This is a genomic window from Paenibacillus sp. S150 (assembly GCF_019352175.1).
Lineage (GTDB): Bacteria > Bacillota > Bacilli > Paenibacillales > Paenibacillaceae > Paenibacillus_AQ.
Genome location: NZ_JACBYI010000001.1, coordinates 84,056 through 98,938, shown reverse-complemented (window position 1 = coordinate 98,938; position 14,883 = coordinate 84,056). Strand labels below are relative to the sequence as shown.

The window sequence follows — 14,883 nt, the reverse complement described above, 5'->3', positions numbered from 1 at the left end:
TCATGACGGAAAGTCGCGGCGAAAAGCTGTTTTACCGCTTCAATTATCTGTTCCTTGCGGTTCTGATGCTGGTTATCATATTCCCGGTGCTCTATGTGCTGTCCGCTTCCTTCAGTTCGCCGGACGCGGTCGTATCCGGCCGGGTGGTCCTGTTCCCCGTCGATCCGACGCTGGATGCCTACAAGGCGGTCTTCCGGGAGTCCACCATCTGGCTCGGATACGCCAATACGATATTCTACACCGTGGCAGGCACCGCCGTCAGCATGGCGCTGACCATCTGCGGCGCATACAGCCTGTCCAAACGCAGGCTCAAGGGCCGGAAGGCGATCAACCTGATGATTTCCTTTACGCTCGTCTTTAATGCAGGCATCATTCCGATGTATATGAACTTCCGCAGTCTGAATCTGCTGGATACGCGGACGGCCATTATCTTTGGCTTCGCCATTTCAACCTTCAATGTCATCATTCTGCGCACCTTCTTTCAATCCGTTCCCGAGGAGCTGGAGGAAGCGGCCCGCATCGACGGGGCGAGCGAAGCCACTATTCTGTTCAAAATCATGCTTCCCTTGTCCAAGGCCGCCTTGGCTACGGTAACGCTCTTCTATGCGGTAGGCCGCTGGAACGGATACTTCTGGGCGATGGTGCTGCTGCGCAGCGAAGACAAGGTGCCGCTGCAGGTGCTGCTGAACCGGCTGGTGGTACAGATGAAGCCGAGTGATTCCATGATGGTCACAGACAACTCCTATCTGATCGCAGAGACAGTCATCTACGCCACGATCGTGGTTGCTGTCCTGCCGATGATGCTCTTCTATCCGTTCATTCAAAAGTATTTTGTGCACGGGGTCATGATCGGCTCGATCAAGGGCTGAGTTCAGAAGCGGTGCCGCCAGGGAAGCCTTGAACGAGAGGCATACCTGTTTGCATAGAAAAGGGATACAATATAATAATACAAAAGGGAGGATTATTGTACATGAGAAACATGAAAAGCTTGCTTCTGGCACCGGCGCTTATTGCCGCTCTGCTGTCGGGCTGCGGCGGCAACAACGAGGGGGCTTCTCCATCCCCGTCAGCGAACGATCCGGGCACACCGTCTGCTTCCGCATTACCTGAGGCAACGTCGACAGCAAATGTGGAACCGCTTAACCTTAATTTCTACTATTATAGCCAGGCCGTTCAGATTAACGGAGATATGCCGATCTTCAAGGAAGCAGCCAAGACCACCGGCGTCACGCTGAAGAATGTCGCCCCGACCGGCGGCGACGACGCCCAGGCCTGGAACCTGCTGCTCGCATCGGGTGAACTGCCCGATATCGTATCTTACCAGCTGTCCGGACTCAACAATATCGCCGTCCAAGGCGCGCTTGCGCCGCTGGATGACCTGCTGGCCGAGAATGCGCCGAACTTCAAAGCGTTCCTGGATGAGAACAAAGCGATCAAGAGCGCCATTACCGCCTCGGACGGCAAAATTTACGTCGTGCCCTTCGTCTCCGACGGAGAAGCCCAGGAAGGCTGGTTTATCCGCCAGGATTGGCTCGACAAGCTGGGCCTGGAAGTTCCGACTACCGTTCAGGAATACTATGAAGTGCTGAAGGCCTTCCGTGAACAAGACCCTAACGGAAACGGCAAGAAGGACGAAGTGCCATTCTTCTCCCGCAATGCCACTTCCGGCTTCGCCTCCCTGTTTCCTCTGTGGGATGCATCGCTCACCTTCAAGCTGAAGGATGGCAAGATTGTATACGGACCGAACGAGCCGGAATACAAAACGGCCTTGATTGAAACTGCCAAGTGGTACAAGGAGGGGCTCATTGACCGGGAAATCTTCACCCGCGGAAATACGGCGCGCGATATTCTCTTTGCCAATGACACCGGCGGTTCCGTACATGACTGGTTCGCCAGCACAGCCAATTTCAACGACAAGATGAAGCCGACTATTCCGGATTTCTCTCTGCGCCCCATCGCGCCGCCGGCCAGCATTTCCGGCAAGGTGTTTGAAGTGACCAAGCGTAATCCTCTGGGCAACAATGCCGGCTGGGCGATTTCCGCGAATGCCAAGGACCCGGCTGCAGTACTGCGCTACATGGATTTCTGGTGGACAGAAGAAGGCCGCCGGCTGCATAATTTCGGTATCGAAGGCGAAACGTACACCATGGTGGACGGCAAGCCGATCTTTACCGAAACGGTATTGAATGAGCCGGCTGTAGTCGATTATCTGATCAAGACCACCGGAGCCCAGCTGACCATCGGCGGGCATCAGGACTTTGCCTATGAAGAGCAATGGACGAACAAGATCGCCCTGGAGGGCGTCAAGCTGTATGTGGACAATAATTATTTCGCCGAAGACTATCAGGTTCCGCAGCTGAGCTTCACTCTTGACGAAGACAAGCGGATCAAGGAGCTGTTCCCGCCAATCGAAACCTATGTGATGGAAAGCTCGCAGAAGTGGTTTATGGGCGGCGAGGCTGTGGAAGGCAACTATGAAAAATTTGTACAGCAATTGAAGCAGCTGAAGCTGGATGAAGTACTGGAAATCTACAATACGGCTTACGGGCGTTACCGGCAGCAACAATAATAATAACCACCAAGAACCCGTTTCTGCCTCCTCCATTCGGGGGAGGCTTTTGAAGGAGGAGGCACCTATGATCAAGCGGACGTTTACCATGGTCGTGATTGATGATATCCGCGCAGTTGTCAACGGGATTTCCAGGGATATGGACTGGAGCGAGCTGGGCATCGAGATAGTTGGCACTGCGTGCAGCGGTGAGGAAGGTCTGGCTCTGGTCAAGGAAAAGCTGCCCGACATCATCGTAACGGATATCCGCATGCCCAAGCTGAGCGGCATCGAGATGATGCGCGAGCTGCTGCCGCAGCTCCCGCAGACCAAATTTATTTTTATCAGCGGCTATTCCGATTTTGACCATGCGCAGGACGCGCTTCGTCTGGGCGCCTTCGATTATGTCCTCAAGCCCTTTACTCCCAGTCAGCTGGCCGGAGTGGTAAGGAAAGCTGCAGAGAAGCTGGACCTTGAGTGCCAGCACAATGAACGGCTGAGCGATATGCAGCAAAAGCTGAGGGAGAGCATGCCGCTGCTGCGGCAGGAGTACCTCAGCCTGCTGGTCCGCTTCCCGGCCCGGCAGGAGACGCTGCGAAAGCGCTGGGAATTTCTGAAGATCGACATGCAGCCCTCGCCGCTTGCCGCCGTCGTGCTTGAGATTGACCGTTTCGTGCAGAAGAGCGAGGAGATTCCCGTGAACGAGGCGGAGCTGCTGCGGTTTGCCGTGCAAAACATCGTGGAGGAGACGGTGCAGCGGGTGGCCAGGGGAATTGTGTTCCGCGACTCTGTTCACCGTTTTGTGCTCCTAGTCAATCCGGCCGGCGGGGCAAGCGCGCTCAGCATCGCCGAGGAATGCCGGGAGAACGCGGAGCGGTACTCCAAATGTACCGTATCGGCCGGCGTGAGCCGGACGGTCCAGGAGCTGGGCGAGCTTCCCGTTGCCTATCAGCAAGCGGTGGAGGCACTGACCTACACCTTCTACACCGGAGGCAACAGCGTGTTCTTCTGGGAGCATATCCGCCAGCGCCCGGAGGTGCTTCCGCGGCCTGACGCGGAGCTGGAGAAGGAGCTGGTCTATGCGCTCCGTTCCGGCAACGCCGAGCAGGCCGAGAAATCGCTGCTGGCGCTGCTGGAGAACGCCGAGATGATCGAGGGGCTGCCTTCGCCGGACAGCTCTAAGGCAATGTGCGTGGAACTGGCCGCGCTGATCCGCAACGCCGTGCCGGAGCTGACGGAGGGGCCGGAGCTGGCAGAGCTGATGAAGGCGCTGACCTCGCCCCTGGCGGTCCTGAGCGATCTGCGCGAATCTCTGAAGAAGCTGTGCCAGCTGAGCTGCTCACAGGTTCAGTCCCGCCTGCAGTCCAGCGCACAGGATGCCATTCAGGCGGCCATCCGCTACATCCGCGACAACCTGCACCTCAATCTGATGGTAGGCGATTATGCCGCCCGCGTCCATCTGAGCACCAGCTATTTCTCCAACCTGTTCAAGAAGGTGACGGGGTCGTCCGTCGCAGCCTTCGTCATCCAGGCGAAGATGGAACGGGCCAAGCTGCTGCTGGCGGGAGACCAGTCCATTGCAGAAATCGCTGAAAGTCTCGGCTATGAGGAGCGCTCCTATTTCAGCGATGTGTTCAAGAAGACGACCGGCCGGACGCCGACGGAATTCCGCGCAAGCCACGGCCACCGGCCGGAGAGCGGATGAGCAGGCCCGGCATGCGGACGCTGCTGCATAATTCCACCTTCAAAACGAGACTCTGGATCGGCATCGTGGCCATCGTGATTCTGGCCACATGGATCACGGGCCTGTCCTCCCAATATCTGGCTTCCCGGCTTCTGGAGCGCAAGACGGCGGAGCTTAGCCAGATGATGATCGGCAAATCGGCACAGGCGCTGGAGGAGAAGCTGCGCAAGGTCCGGCTGTCTGTTCTAACCTTTATGATGAGCCCGCCCTTTGAGGATATTCTGCGCGCCTCGCCCGGCACGGACGACAGCTATTATTCCCACTTTGCATTGAACAATGCCCTGCAGGTGCCGCTGGTCCAGATGCAGCTGATCGAGCCTTCCATCGAGTCGGCTCTTGTGTCCGCGCCCATTGGTGAATTTTATTCCGTCACCGGCGCGAAGCGGACGCACACCGCCTTTGAGGATACCCCGTTATACCGGACGATGCAGGAGAAGACGCTGCCCCTCTGGTATCCGGCCCACAGCGACCAGATATTCGAGAGCGGCAGCAATGTTCTCAGCCTGCTGATCGAGCCGATCTCCGCTTACCGGGGTACCGATGTGAAGGTGGTGGTCAATGTGAGCGAATCCGCTATCAAGGAGTATGCCGAGACCAATGTGGTCGGCGACAGCGGAAGCATCGTGGTCATCGGCGCGGCGGGAAATCCGGTAATGGACGGGGATTCGCCCTTTGTGGCTCCGACGCGGGAAGCGGCGTTCCAGAGTGAGGTTGACGCGGGACGCAATCATTTTGAATACACCTTTGACGGGAAGGATTATCTGGTCAACTGGGCCAAGGTGACGTTTCCGGACAATTGGATGATCTTCTATTTCCAGCCGAGAGATGTGCTGCTGAAGGATATCCGGTATATCCGGTGGGCGACGCTGGTTATCGTCTGCGCCCTGATTCCGCTGGCGCTGATTCTGTCCAAATGGATTACCGGTCTGCTGATCCGCCCGCTGTACCGGCTGCAGCGTCTGATGGCCAGGGCGGGGGACAGCGATCTGTCCGTACGCTTCTCCAGCGATTACCGGGACGAGGTTGCACAGGTGGGCGAGCGCTTCAACACCATGCTGGAAAAAATTGAAGTGCTTATCCAGGATGTCACCGATGCGGAGAAGCAGAAGCGCATGTCGGAGGTCAAGGCGCTGCAGGCCCAGATCGACCCCCATTTTCTCTACAACACCTTGAACACGATCCTCTGGAAATCGGAATCCCGCAAGCAGGAGGATGTAAAGGAGATGATCGTCTCCCTGTCCCAGCTCTTCCGGCTTGGACTTAACAACGGCCATGATCTGACCACGGTGGCCAAGGAGGTGGACCATGCCAGCCGCTATTTAAGCCTGCAGCAGCAGTGCTACGAGGACCTGTTCACCTATGAGATCACGGTGGAGGAAGGGCTGGAAGAACAGCCCCTGCTGAAAATCCTGCTCCAGCCCCTGGTGGAGAATTCCATTCTTCACGGGTTCCAGAGCGAGGACTATACCGGCAGGATCATGATCCGCGTGTACCGGGAAGGGACATTCATCGTCTGCCGGGTGGAGGACAACGGCAAGGGCTTCGACAAGGAGACCGTGGAAGCGGGACTTGTCTCTGCAGGCAGGCAGGAGAAGGGCGGCTATGCTCTGAGAAATGTCTACACCCGGCTCCGCCTGCATTACGGGGAGAAAGCGGTTATGGAGCTGGAAAGCGAGCCTTACAGGCTTACTGCCGTTACCCTCCGTTTCCCGGGCGGCAACGACGACAGATAACAAATTATAAGGAGGGATTGTATTGAAACCGGAACGTCTTATCTATACCTTTGTCAGCTATGCGGCCCATTACGATACAGACTGGGGAAAGGGAGTGGCTCTGGATGGCATTGAGCTGACCGCGAAGCTTGCGCATAAGTATGCCATTCCGGTGACCTGGATCGTCAACCGGGGCTCCATTCCGGTCCTGCGCGAGCGGATCGGGGAGTGGCACGCCGCCTATGGCGACGATGTCATTCTGCAATGCCCCTTTTTCGAAGAGGAGGCCGGCTCGTCCAAGGATGTGCTGAAGCGGCGGCTGGAGGAGGATTGGTCGCTGCTGCAATCGGCATTCCCGTGGGCATCAACCAAGGTTGCCGCAAGGGGGAAGATTTACAATGAAGTGATTGAAGTGCTGGAGGAGCTGGAATTTGAAGGAATGTGGGGATACTGCTATGAGCAATTCTGGTGGGACGGCATCACCCATAAGGGGATTCCCTGGGGGTCCTGGTATGTGGACAGCAGCAGATTCAAGGTACCGCATCCCGGCCGGGGCAAGGTGGTCGCCTGTGAGTGGACCGCACGTGATCTTAACCCCACCTACCATACGGGCAGTCCGGTCATCTATTCCACAGACCCCAACGATGTGCTCCGCGCCGGTCTGTGCACGGGGGAGAATATCGGCTACTGGAAGCATCTGTTTGATGAATACTTATTCAATACGGACCACAATGGACAGGTGTTTTTTCTTCAGCAGCAGGAAGGCCATGAGATGGAATTCACTGACAGATTCACCGTTTTTCCTGCTTCCCATGTGGAGGAATGCGCGGGGATGCTGGACCTTTTTTTCGAATATATTACCGGCTATCCCATCACGCTGACGACTTTGCCCCATGCTGTACGGCTCTATAAAGAACAGAATGAATATACGGCACCGTCCTATATGCTGACCCATGATTATCCGATGCGGCCTGAGATCAATGAATATACAATGACTCTGGGCGGAGTGGGCTTCGGCCCTTGGCCGGAAACCTTTCTCTATTACGACAAAGAGTGCCAGCTCTCCTTCGTAGAGGGAGAATGCAGGCCCCGGCTTCTGCGCAATTATACCGGCAAGCAGAATATGAACGGCGATTTCACGGAAGCTGTTCCGCCGGTGTTTGTGACGAAGTACCTCAAGACGGATGCGGAGCTTGAACTGGAATTCGAGATCGGCAGCGGGAATACAATACCGTTCGGCTTAGCCTATTGGGAGGATCTGGCCGGCTATGAGGTCAGCGCTTGTACAGAAGGCACCGAAATCAAGCTGATCAAGGATAAGCTGGCCTTCCTCAGATTCAATTTAACCGGTGGCCCAAGAACAATCGGACTCACGCTCCGCAGGGAGCCTCAGGCCTGACTTATTGATTTCATTATAGAAATAACCAGAGAGCACAGCCCATTTTAGGAGGTTAGGAAAGCCATGCATAATGTTCCGGTTGAACTCGATGACGAGAGGCGGCAATTTTTTGAACAGGCATTAAGCTTTGTGGTGGACAGAATTGACGGCAGCCTGCCCGTTTTTACGGAATTGTTCCCTGCATCCTCAAGCAATGATTTGATTTATCCTGCGATCGGGAATACAGACTGGACGGCCAGCTTCTGGACCGGCATGGTCTGGCTGGCTTATGAATTGACGGGAGACAGCAAGTACCGGCAGGCGGCAGAAAGACAGCTTGTCAGCTACCGCAGGCGGGTGGAGGAGCGGATCGCGGTCGACACGCATGATCTGGGCTTTTTGTACAGCCTGTCCGCTGTGGCCGCTTACCGGATTACCGGTAATCCGGAGGCCAGGGGAATGGCTCTGGAAGCAGCCGGACTGCTGGCGGGCCGTTACTTTCCGGAAGCGGGCATCATTCAAGCCTGGGGAGATCTGAATGATCCGGAGCAGCGCGGCAGAATGATTATTGACTGCCTGCTGAATCTCCCGCTGCTCCACTGGGCCGCGGAAGAAACCGGGGACAGCCGCTATACAGCGATGGCCCACAGGCACGCGGTGCAATCGGCCCGGTATCTGATCCGCCCTGATCATACTTCCTATCACACCTATTATATGGACCCGGAGACGGGCGAGCCGCTGTACGGCAACACCCACCAGGGATATGCCGATGATTCCTGCTGGGCCAGAGGGCAAGCTTGGGGGATTTACGGTTTTGCGCTTAGCTGCGTGTATACGGGCGATCAAGCGTTTCTCCGCGCATCCCGGCAGCTGGCCGACTATTTTCTGGCTAAACGCCCTGCGGACGGCATCGTCTATTGGGATTTGATATTCACGGACGGCGACGCTCAGGAGAAGGACAGCTCGGCTGCCGCGATTGCGGTCTGCGGCCTTCTGGAGCTGTCTGACCAACTGCCGGCGGAAGATCCGGGCAAAAACGGATACCGGGAAGCCGCTTTGGAGATGCTGCATACCCTCGCAGAACGGTATTCGACGAAGGACCACCCCCATTCAAACGGTATTTTGAAGCATGGTGTCTATAACAAGCCGCGGGGATGGGGGATTGACGAGTGCACAATTTGGGGCGACTACTTTTACTGTGAGGCCCTGACGCGGGTGCTTAAAGGCTGGAGGCGCTATTGGTAGCCGCAAGCTATCGGTGAAACACTGTCATCTCATAAAATAATATTATATGCAATGGAGGATTACTGTGAAGCCTTCCAATACAGCCGTCAGCGCAACGATTGAGCGTGTAACCGGCAAATTGGCCGAACGCCCCAAGCTCGCGGAGCTTTTCAAAAAATGTTATCCGAACACCCTGGAAACCACGGTGCAATGGCTTGAGGACGGCACGCCCTTTGTGATTACGGGGGATATTCCGGCGATGTGGCTCAGGGATTCCTCGGCTCAGCTCAGACATTATATCGGCGCTGCCGCAGGGGATGCGCAGCTTGGCGGATTGATTAAGGGCGTGATCCGCAAGCAGATGTTCTACATTAACATGGACCCTTATGCCAACGCGTTCAACCGTAAGCCGGACAGTCAGGGCCATACAGAGGATCTCACCGAGCACAACCCTTGGGTATGGGAACGCAAATATGAAATCGACTCGCTGTGTTATCCGGTGCAGCTGGCCTATCTGTTCTGGAGGGCTACAGGAGAGAGTGATTTCATGGATCAGGAATTCAAGAACGCGATCCTGAATATATTGGCTTTATGGAAAAAAGAGCAGCACCACGCGCACTCCCCCTATACCTTCCAGCGGACGGACTGCCCGGACACCGACACGCTCACCATGACGGGCGCGGGACTCCGGCGGCGTATACCGGAATGACCTGGAGCGGATTCCGTCCCAGCGACGATGCCTGCGCCTACGGTTATCTGGTACCGGCGAACATGTTCGCCGCCGTAGTGCTTCGTTACATCGCCGAGATCTGCGATGAAGTGCTGCATGACGGGGACCTTCGCTTCCAGGCGCAAGCACTGCTGGAAGAGATTGAGGAGGGCATCCGGACCTGCGCTGTCGTCGAGCATCCTAAATACGGCAGGATTTATGCCTATGAAACGGACGGACTCGGCCACTGCAACCTGATGGACGACGCGAATGTACCAAGTCTGCTGTCGCTGCCTTATCCCGGCTACTGCACGGCCGATGATCCGCTCTACGTCAACACGAGACGGTTTATCCTGAGTGGGGATAATCCCTATTATTATGCCGGTGATCAAGCGCGGGGCGTCGGCAGCCCGCATACGCCGGTGAATTATATCTGGCACATCGCCCTGGCGATGCAGGGGCTGACGTCCAATGATCCGGCCGAGCTGGAGCAGGTGCTGGATATGCTGGAGACCACCGATGCCGGAACGGGATTTATGCATGAGGGCTTTGATGTCAATCATCCGGAGAACTTCACCCGCCCCTGGTTTGCCTGGGCCAATTCCATCTGCAGTGAATTGATTATGAAGGTTGCAGACGGCGAAATCCCGCTGCGGACCTAAGTTTATATATGCCGGATGATCCGCTTATGTATAGAAAAGGCACCGTTGAACCCGCAGCGGACTTCGTTCAAATCGTCAACCGCTGATTTTGGTTTTGCGCCAAAAAGGTAATTGAATGTATAGGAATGAACCGGAGAATTTGGAAAAGCTGATGGAACGCAAGGAGGTTCATAGGGAACGGAAGCGAAGTGGAAAAAGTAACACTAATGGGCTGGAATTCTGGATTGAAAGGGTTTTAGTGGGATTTTGTACACTTAATGGAGGCCCGTTCCCCCCAAATGGCTGATTTCAGCCGGATTAGTTGTACTTTTTCCCACTGGGGATGATCTAGAACCCGAATGCGCTGGATTAGTTGTACTTTTTCCCACTAGGGATGATCCAGTATCCGAATGCGCTGCCTTAGTTATCCTTTTTACCACTAAGATGGCTGCCCTTTGGATGAATGGTTCAAGTTCATCTTAATGCAGGCGTATTCCCTGTAAGGGAGAGAAACGGATCGGTTAGGTTTCCTTTTTCCCGCTAAGAGACTGCGACGAAATAAAGTACCGCTACATTGTTGACAAAACTCCCAAAACCGTGGAGATTTTGTCAACAAAAGCGGGTACTAATTTCCCCGCAGCTCCTAACGCAAGCGAAAAAGGAAAAGTAGGGGATTAAGTATCCTTTTTCCACTTGGGCTTAGGCCGCCGGGTCTCAGCAGAAAGGTCTGGAGGGATCGGGGAGGAAGAGCTTCAGCCGGCCGGGGGAACCGGAGAGCCGGGGAACCGCAGCCGGCCTTACACCTGAAATGCAAACGGCTGCGCTGCCCGATGAAGGACGGCATAGCCGTTTTGTTCTTGCGCCAGTATGGCGCTGCCTTGAAATATAAGAATTTATATGCTGGCCCACTAAATTATCCTTCTATTTCCCGCTGAAACACCCCGTCCCTTATAAGGACGGCGTAGCCGTTTCTGCTTGTGAGAGAATAGGGCATGCCGTTCCCTTCTGCCTGATTAGGGCACGGCACCGGCTTCACTTCAAGGCTTCGGCCAGAAGGATGAGCACCAGTCCCTGACCATAGAGGGTTGGTATGCAGGGAATTTCATTGTAGGCTTCTATAGTGGGCATCACCGGGGTGCCGCCGGAAACGCCGCCGACCTCCCCATCCGATTGGATCGTATCCAGCACCGCATCAAGGGCTGCACCGGCAGGGTTTAGAAACGCTTCGCCCAGCAGACCCATCCGCACAGCCTTGAATATCCCTGCTGCGATTCCGGCACTCCCCGAGGTTTCGAAATAGAAGTCCGGCCGATCCAAGACGGTATGCCAGAGTCCGCCCGGGCTCTGGTAACCGGTCACCGCTGTCATCATGCGGCGGTATCTCTCCGCAATTGAGGCAGGCACCGGCAGCAATCCGTCCAGCTCCGTCAGAATCATGGGTGCTGCAAGGGCAATCCAGGCGTTGGCTCTTGTCCATCTGGCGGCTGACATGTGGTCCCCGGTGATGCAGTTCCAGCCGTGAAACAGCACACCGCTCTGTTCATCCTCAAGCAGTCTCAGGTGAAGCTCCAGCTGGTTGACGGCTTCCCGGGCATAATCGCGTTCCCCGGTCAGCCGGGCCAGCCGGGCCAGAAACAGCACCGCCATAAACACGGTGTCCGCCCAGACCTGCTCCGGGAAGCTTGCCTTCTCCGTAACGGTATGCTCGAAAGCCCCTTCACGGGTCCTGGGCGCTTCATGCAGCATCCATTGACCGGTACGGACCGCAGTCTCCTTAAAGATGGGATTGCCTGTAGCGTTGTATAAAGCGGGAAAGATGGCAAACGGAGCCATGGAGTTAATAACCTTTACATGCCCGGACTGGTGCAGATGCTCCAGTGCCCATTCCGACAGCCGGCTCATAATCTCTCCGCCGCCATCCTGCCGGTAATATTCCAGGATGGCGGCTGCGCCTACGCCGGGAACCCAGTCCCAATGCGCCATGTCCATTCCCCAATTGCCGGAATGCTCCCGGAGCATATAGGAGTAAACTTTGCGGGCCGCGTGCTGAAGCGTTTGGGGTGAAGGCAATGTTGTCATATTCTGATAATCCTCCTGTAATCTTTCGTGGAGCTTAGGCCCCTGGCTGTTACCTGTAAATTACGCTTCAGAAGCATAAGCACGAAGATTTAGTGATATTAACGAGTATAAGCGGCCTGCCCTCTTGATTTCTTGGTCGATCCTTTCGGATTTATTGGAGGATTGTATACTTGTGCTGATGAAGCAAGGAAGCTTGGCATGAATGAGGCTTAAATATAAATATGGTCTTCCTTGCTTGACGGAGCAGGGTTCCCCTTCCGGCTGGAAGCTGAATCCATGCTGCCCCGACTGCTCCAGCAGAATAACCTTCTGTCCGCAGCGGGCGGCAGAGATTGCCGCCGCCGTCCCCGCGGGGCCGCCCCCTGTAACGGCGACATCCGCCTCGTCGTATACCTCTGCGGCAGGCTGCAGATGCAGCAGTTCTTTTTTTACATTAATCATCCTTTCTATATACAGCTTATCTTTATAATAGATATAAGGAGCAAGGGATTTTAGTTGAACTTTGGGCGGTTTTGGGGGGGGGGTATTTAAGGATGGCTATTAGAGAATAGGATTGCCAAGTAAAGGGGGAAGCAACGTGCCGAGGAAAAAAGCGGTTACGCTGCGGGATCCGGCGGACCGCCTGGGATTGGGCGTGTACACAGTATCCAAAACGCTGCGCGGGCTGCCGGGCATGTCCGAAGCGACCCGCAGGCTGGTATTCGCCACTGCCCGCGAAATGAATTATGCGACCAAAGCGCAGGAAGCGGGACTTGCCGCCGAATCCATTGCCTATGCGGCGGGCAAGCCGCGCCGGTTCGTCATGCTGATGCCTGCCGAATTCATGTGACAAGCTTCGGCCTCGAACAAGTATCCAATCGCCCGGCCCTGGTAACGGCGCCGGCGGACGGACTGACCCACCCGGGACTGCCATATAAAAGCAAAAGGGAGTGATCCAGAGCCATTTCATGGCTTTGGATCACTCCCCTTTTTGGAATATAATTTATCCTGAATTTCTCTGGATCTGTTCAATTCACTTTCGAAATTCAGGTTTATATGTTTTGGGGTCCCCGCAAAAGTCCTGAGTCATCGTCGAAGCCAAGGCCCCACTACCCTGGAAATAACTTTACGGATGAGGATAAGCGCTTAAAGGCCGCAAGAAATTAAACACAACAAAATCAACCTCCATTTCCATAATCTGTGGTTCCGCGTCAGCGGCATGGATGGCTTTGTAGGGTTATTTTTAGAAATTGAAATTCTTACTGCAAAGCTTTCCGGAAATCGCTGATTTCCTTCAGGTTCAAGTGCTGATTGGTATAGGCAACCGAGGTGCCAAGCACGAAGACAGTGGCTCCGTACTTTTGGCAGAGCAGGGCATTGACTGTGCTGATATTGCCGTCGACGACAATATCTTTATCCCCGCCGATGATTTCGCGGATGCTGCGGATTTTGGGTGCGGCGTTGTCCAGGAACTTTTGTCCGGCAAAGCCCGGCTCCACAGTCATTACGAGCACGTAGTCCAGGTAATCCCTGATATTATCCAGAAATTGAACCGGAGCATGGGGGTTGAGGGCAATGCCGGCTTTTTTGCCCGCCGCATGAATCTGCCGCAAATATTTGACCGGATGATTTGTAGCCTCGATATGAAAGGATACATGAGTGCAATGCGTGGCCAGCACCTCGGGCAGCGCGGCATCCAGGTTGCTGACCATTAAATGGACTTCAACGGGGATGCTGGAAACCTCGGCTATCCGTTTGATCTGGCCGTAGCCGAGGGTAATGTTATTCACGAAATTTCCGTCCATAATATCTGCATGAATGAATTCGGCGCCGGACTGCTTGGCCTCCTGCAGCGCTTCGCCCAAGTATAAGGGGTCGGCGCACATAATGGATAAGGACAGCTTGCTTGTCATTGTAAGTAACCCTCCTGTTCGGCCCGGGCACAGGCAGCGGAAACCTCATCACGCCAAGGGAGGGATGCGATGGCTCCCCGGCGGGTGACGGAGATGCCCGCAGCAATATTGGCGTACTGAACGGCCCGGGGCAGATTGGAATGAAGTGTCAAAGCGTAGGTCAGGGCAGCCATGAAGCAATCGCCTGCCGCTGTCGTATCCAGCACCTGGCCGGCGGGATAAGCAGGGAATTGCAGGAACTCTGCCCCGTCATACAGCAGAGCGCCCCGGCTCCCGCGTTTGAGCAGCACGTTGCCGCAGCCGCTCTCGTACAGCTTGCGGCAGGCCTCGCGGGCATCGGCTTCCTTTATAATTTCAATGCCCGTCAGCTGCGCGGCTTCTGTCTCATTCGGACTGAGAATATAGGCATTGCGAAAGGTGCTGAGAGCTATATCCCTTGCGGGGCCTGCGTCGACGATGGCGCACAGCTCCAGCTGTCCCGCCTGGTGCATCAGCTCTTCTATTAAGGACAGGCTGCATTCCAGTTCAAGGGACAAATACTGGAACCGGGGAAGAAGGGCGGTCAGCCTGGCGATGTCGCTGCGGTTGAAGGAATCATTGGCGCCCATATAGGAAAGAATCGTATTGCTCCCGTTATCATCAATAAGCACGTACGCAGTGCCGGTGCCAAGCTGTTCATCATACAGGATCAGCTCAGTGGATAATTGCTCCCGTTCATACGCCAGTGCAATGGCCCGGCCTCCGGCATCCATGCCGAGCTTGCAGCAGAACTGCACATCAGCCCCAAGCCGGGAGAGGGCAATGGCCCGGTTGGAGCCTTTGCCGCCAATTCCGGTGAACTGGTCCCGGATAATCAGGGATTCGCCGCTGCGGGGGTTGCGGGGGACATGCATCATAATATCGGTATTTGAACTGCCAACCACCAGTATGCGTTTGGCTCGTTCCATGGTCTTCCC

The 14,883-nt window shown here is 55.5% G+C and carries 11 protein-coding genes and 1 pseudogene; 8 read left to right on the top strand and 4 right to left on the bottom strand.

Annotated features, from left to right (window positions below; translation table 11 throughout):
• Positions 1-2: 2 nt before the first annotated feature.
• The 7 genes and pseudogenes from HYD27_RS00410 to HYD27_RS32830 all read left to right on the top strand — a co-directional run bounded on the left by HYD27_RS00410 (position 3) and on the right by HYD27_RS32830 (position 9,977).
• Complete coding sequence (locus tag HYD27_RS00410; RefSeq protein ID WP_219210262.1) at positions 3-869, top strand: carbohydrate ABC transporter permease; 867 nt, start codon at positions 3-5, stop codon at positions 867-869.
• A 101-nt stretch (positions 870-970) separates the two neighbouring features.
• Complete coding sequence (locus tag HYD27_RS00405) at positions 971-2,569, top strand: extracellular solute-binding protein (protein WP_219210260.1); 1,599 nt, start codon at positions 971-973, stop codon at positions 2,567-2,569.
• Between the two features lie 67 nt (positions 2,570-2,636).
• Positions 2,637-4,253 carry a response regulator gene (locus HYD27_RS00400; protein WP_219210258.1) on the top strand — a complete coding sequence of 539 codons (1,617 nt, stop codon included), beginning with the start codon at positions 2,637-2,639 and terminating at the stop codon, positions 4,251-4,253.
• A gap of 11 nt (positions 4,254-4,264) precedes the next feature.
• Positions 4,265-6,025: a sensor histidine kinase gene (locus HYD27_RS00395; protein ID WP_219210256.1), complete on the top strand. Its 1,761-nt coding sequence runs from the start codon at positions 4,265-4,267 to the stop codon at positions 6,023-6,025.
• A gap of 22 nt (positions 6,026-6,047) precedes the next feature.
• Positions 6,048-7,403: a hypothetical protein gene (locus tag HYD27_RS00390; protein WP_219210254.1), complete on the top strand. Its 1,356-nt coding sequence runs from the start codon at positions 6,048-6,050 to the stop codon at positions 7,401-7,403.
• 63 nt (positions 7,404-7,466) lie between these two features.
• Entirely contained in the window at positions 7,467-8,627 is a 1,161-nt protein-coding gene (locus tag HYD27_RS00385) for a glycoside hydrolase family 88 protein (RefSeq protein WP_219210252.1), read from the top strand.
• A 46-nt stretch (positions 8,628-8,673) separates the two neighbouring features.
• Positions 8,674-9,977, top strand: a pseudogene (locus HYD27_RS32830) (glycoside hydrolase family 125 protein).
• Between the two features lie 1,011 nt (positions 9,978-10,988).
• Here the strand turns inward: HYD27_RS32830 and HYD27_RS00375 are convergent.
• On the bottom strand, positions 10,989-12,035 hold the full coding sequence (locus tag HYD27_RS00375; protein WP_219210249.1) for a glycoside hydrolase family 88/105 protein: 1,047 nt from the start codon (positions 12,033-12,035) through the stop codon (positions 10,989-10,991).
• Positions 12,036-12,095: 60 nt separating this feature from the next.
• The gene (locus HYD27_RS00370; RefSeq protein ID WP_219210247.1) at positions 12,096-12,476 is read right to left on the bottom strand and encodes an FAD-dependent oxidoreductase; all 381 of its coding nucleotides are present in this window, start codon (positions 12,474-12,476) and stop codon (positions 12,096-12,098) included.
• A 136-nt stretch (positions 12,477-12,612) separates the two neighbouring features.
• Here HYD27_RS00370 and HYD27_RS00365 point away from each other — a divergent pair, with 136 nt between their 5' ends.
• The gene (locus HYD27_RS00365) at positions 12,613-12,864 is read left to right on the top strand and encodes a LacI family DNA-binding transcriptional regulator (protein ID WP_219210245.1); all 252 of its coding nucleotides are present in this window, start codon (positions 12,613-12,615) and stop codon (positions 12,862-12,864) included.
• A 409-nt stretch (positions 12,865-13,273) separates the two neighbouring features.
• Here HYD27_RS00365 and HYD27_RS00360 read toward each other — a convergent pair whose 3' ends face one another.
• Positions 13,274-13,927 (bottom strand): ribulose-phosphate 3-epimerase, encoded by a 654-nt coding sequence (locus HYD27_RS00360; protein ID WP_219210243.1) that lies wholly within the window; start codon positions 13,925-13,927, stop codon positions 13,274-13,276.
• Entirely contained in the window at positions 13,924-14,874 is a 951-nt protein-coding gene (locus HYD27_RS00355; RefSeq protein ID WP_219210240.1) for a ribokinase, read from the bottom strand. The genes HYD27_RS00360 and HYD27_RS00355 overlap by 4 nt, the downstream gene beginning before the upstream one ends.
• Positions 14,875-14,883: the final 9 nt, after the last annotated feature.

What these genes read in the sequence shown, in the direction of transcription:
- HYD27_RS00375 (WP_219210249.1), bottom strand. Translation starts at nt 12,035, where the DNA reads ATGACAACATTGCCTTCACCCCAAACGCTTCAGCACGCGGCCCGCAAA.
- HYD27_RS00360 (WP_219210243.1), bottom strand. Translation starts at nt 13,927, where the DNA reads ATGACAAGCAAGCTGTCCTTATCCATTATGTGCGCCGACCCCTTATAC.
- HYD27_RS00405 (WP_219210260.1), top strand. Translation starts at nt 971, where the DNA reads ATGAGAAACATGAAAAGCTTGCTTCTGGCACCGGCGCTTATTGCCGCT.
- HYD27_RS00355 (WP_219210240.1), bottom strand. Translation starts at nt 14,874, where the DNA reads ATGGAACGAGCCAAACGCATACTGGTGGTTGGCAGTTCAAATACCGAT.
- HYD27_RS00410 (WP_219210262.1), top strand. Translation starts at nt 3, where the DNA reads ATGACGGAAAGTCGCGGCGAAAAGCTGTTTTACCGCTTCAATTATCTG.
- HYD27_RS00400 (WP_219210258.1), top strand. Translation starts at nt 2,637, where the DNA reads ATGATCAAGCGGACGTTTACCATGGTCGTGATTGATGATATCCGCGCA.
- HYD27_RS00385 (WP_219210252.1), top strand. Translation starts at nt 7,467, where the DNA reads ATGCATAATGTTCCGGTTGAACTCGATGACGAGAGGCGGCAATTTTTT.
- HYD27_RS00370 (WP_219210247.1), bottom strand. Translation starts at nt 12,476, where the DNA reads ATGATTAATGTAAAAAAAGAACTGCTGCATCTGCAGCCTGCCGCAGAG.
- HYD27_RS00395 (WP_219210256.1), top strand. Translation starts at nt 4,265, where the DNA reads ATGCGGACGCTGCTGCATAATTCCACCTTCAAAACGAGACTCTGGATC.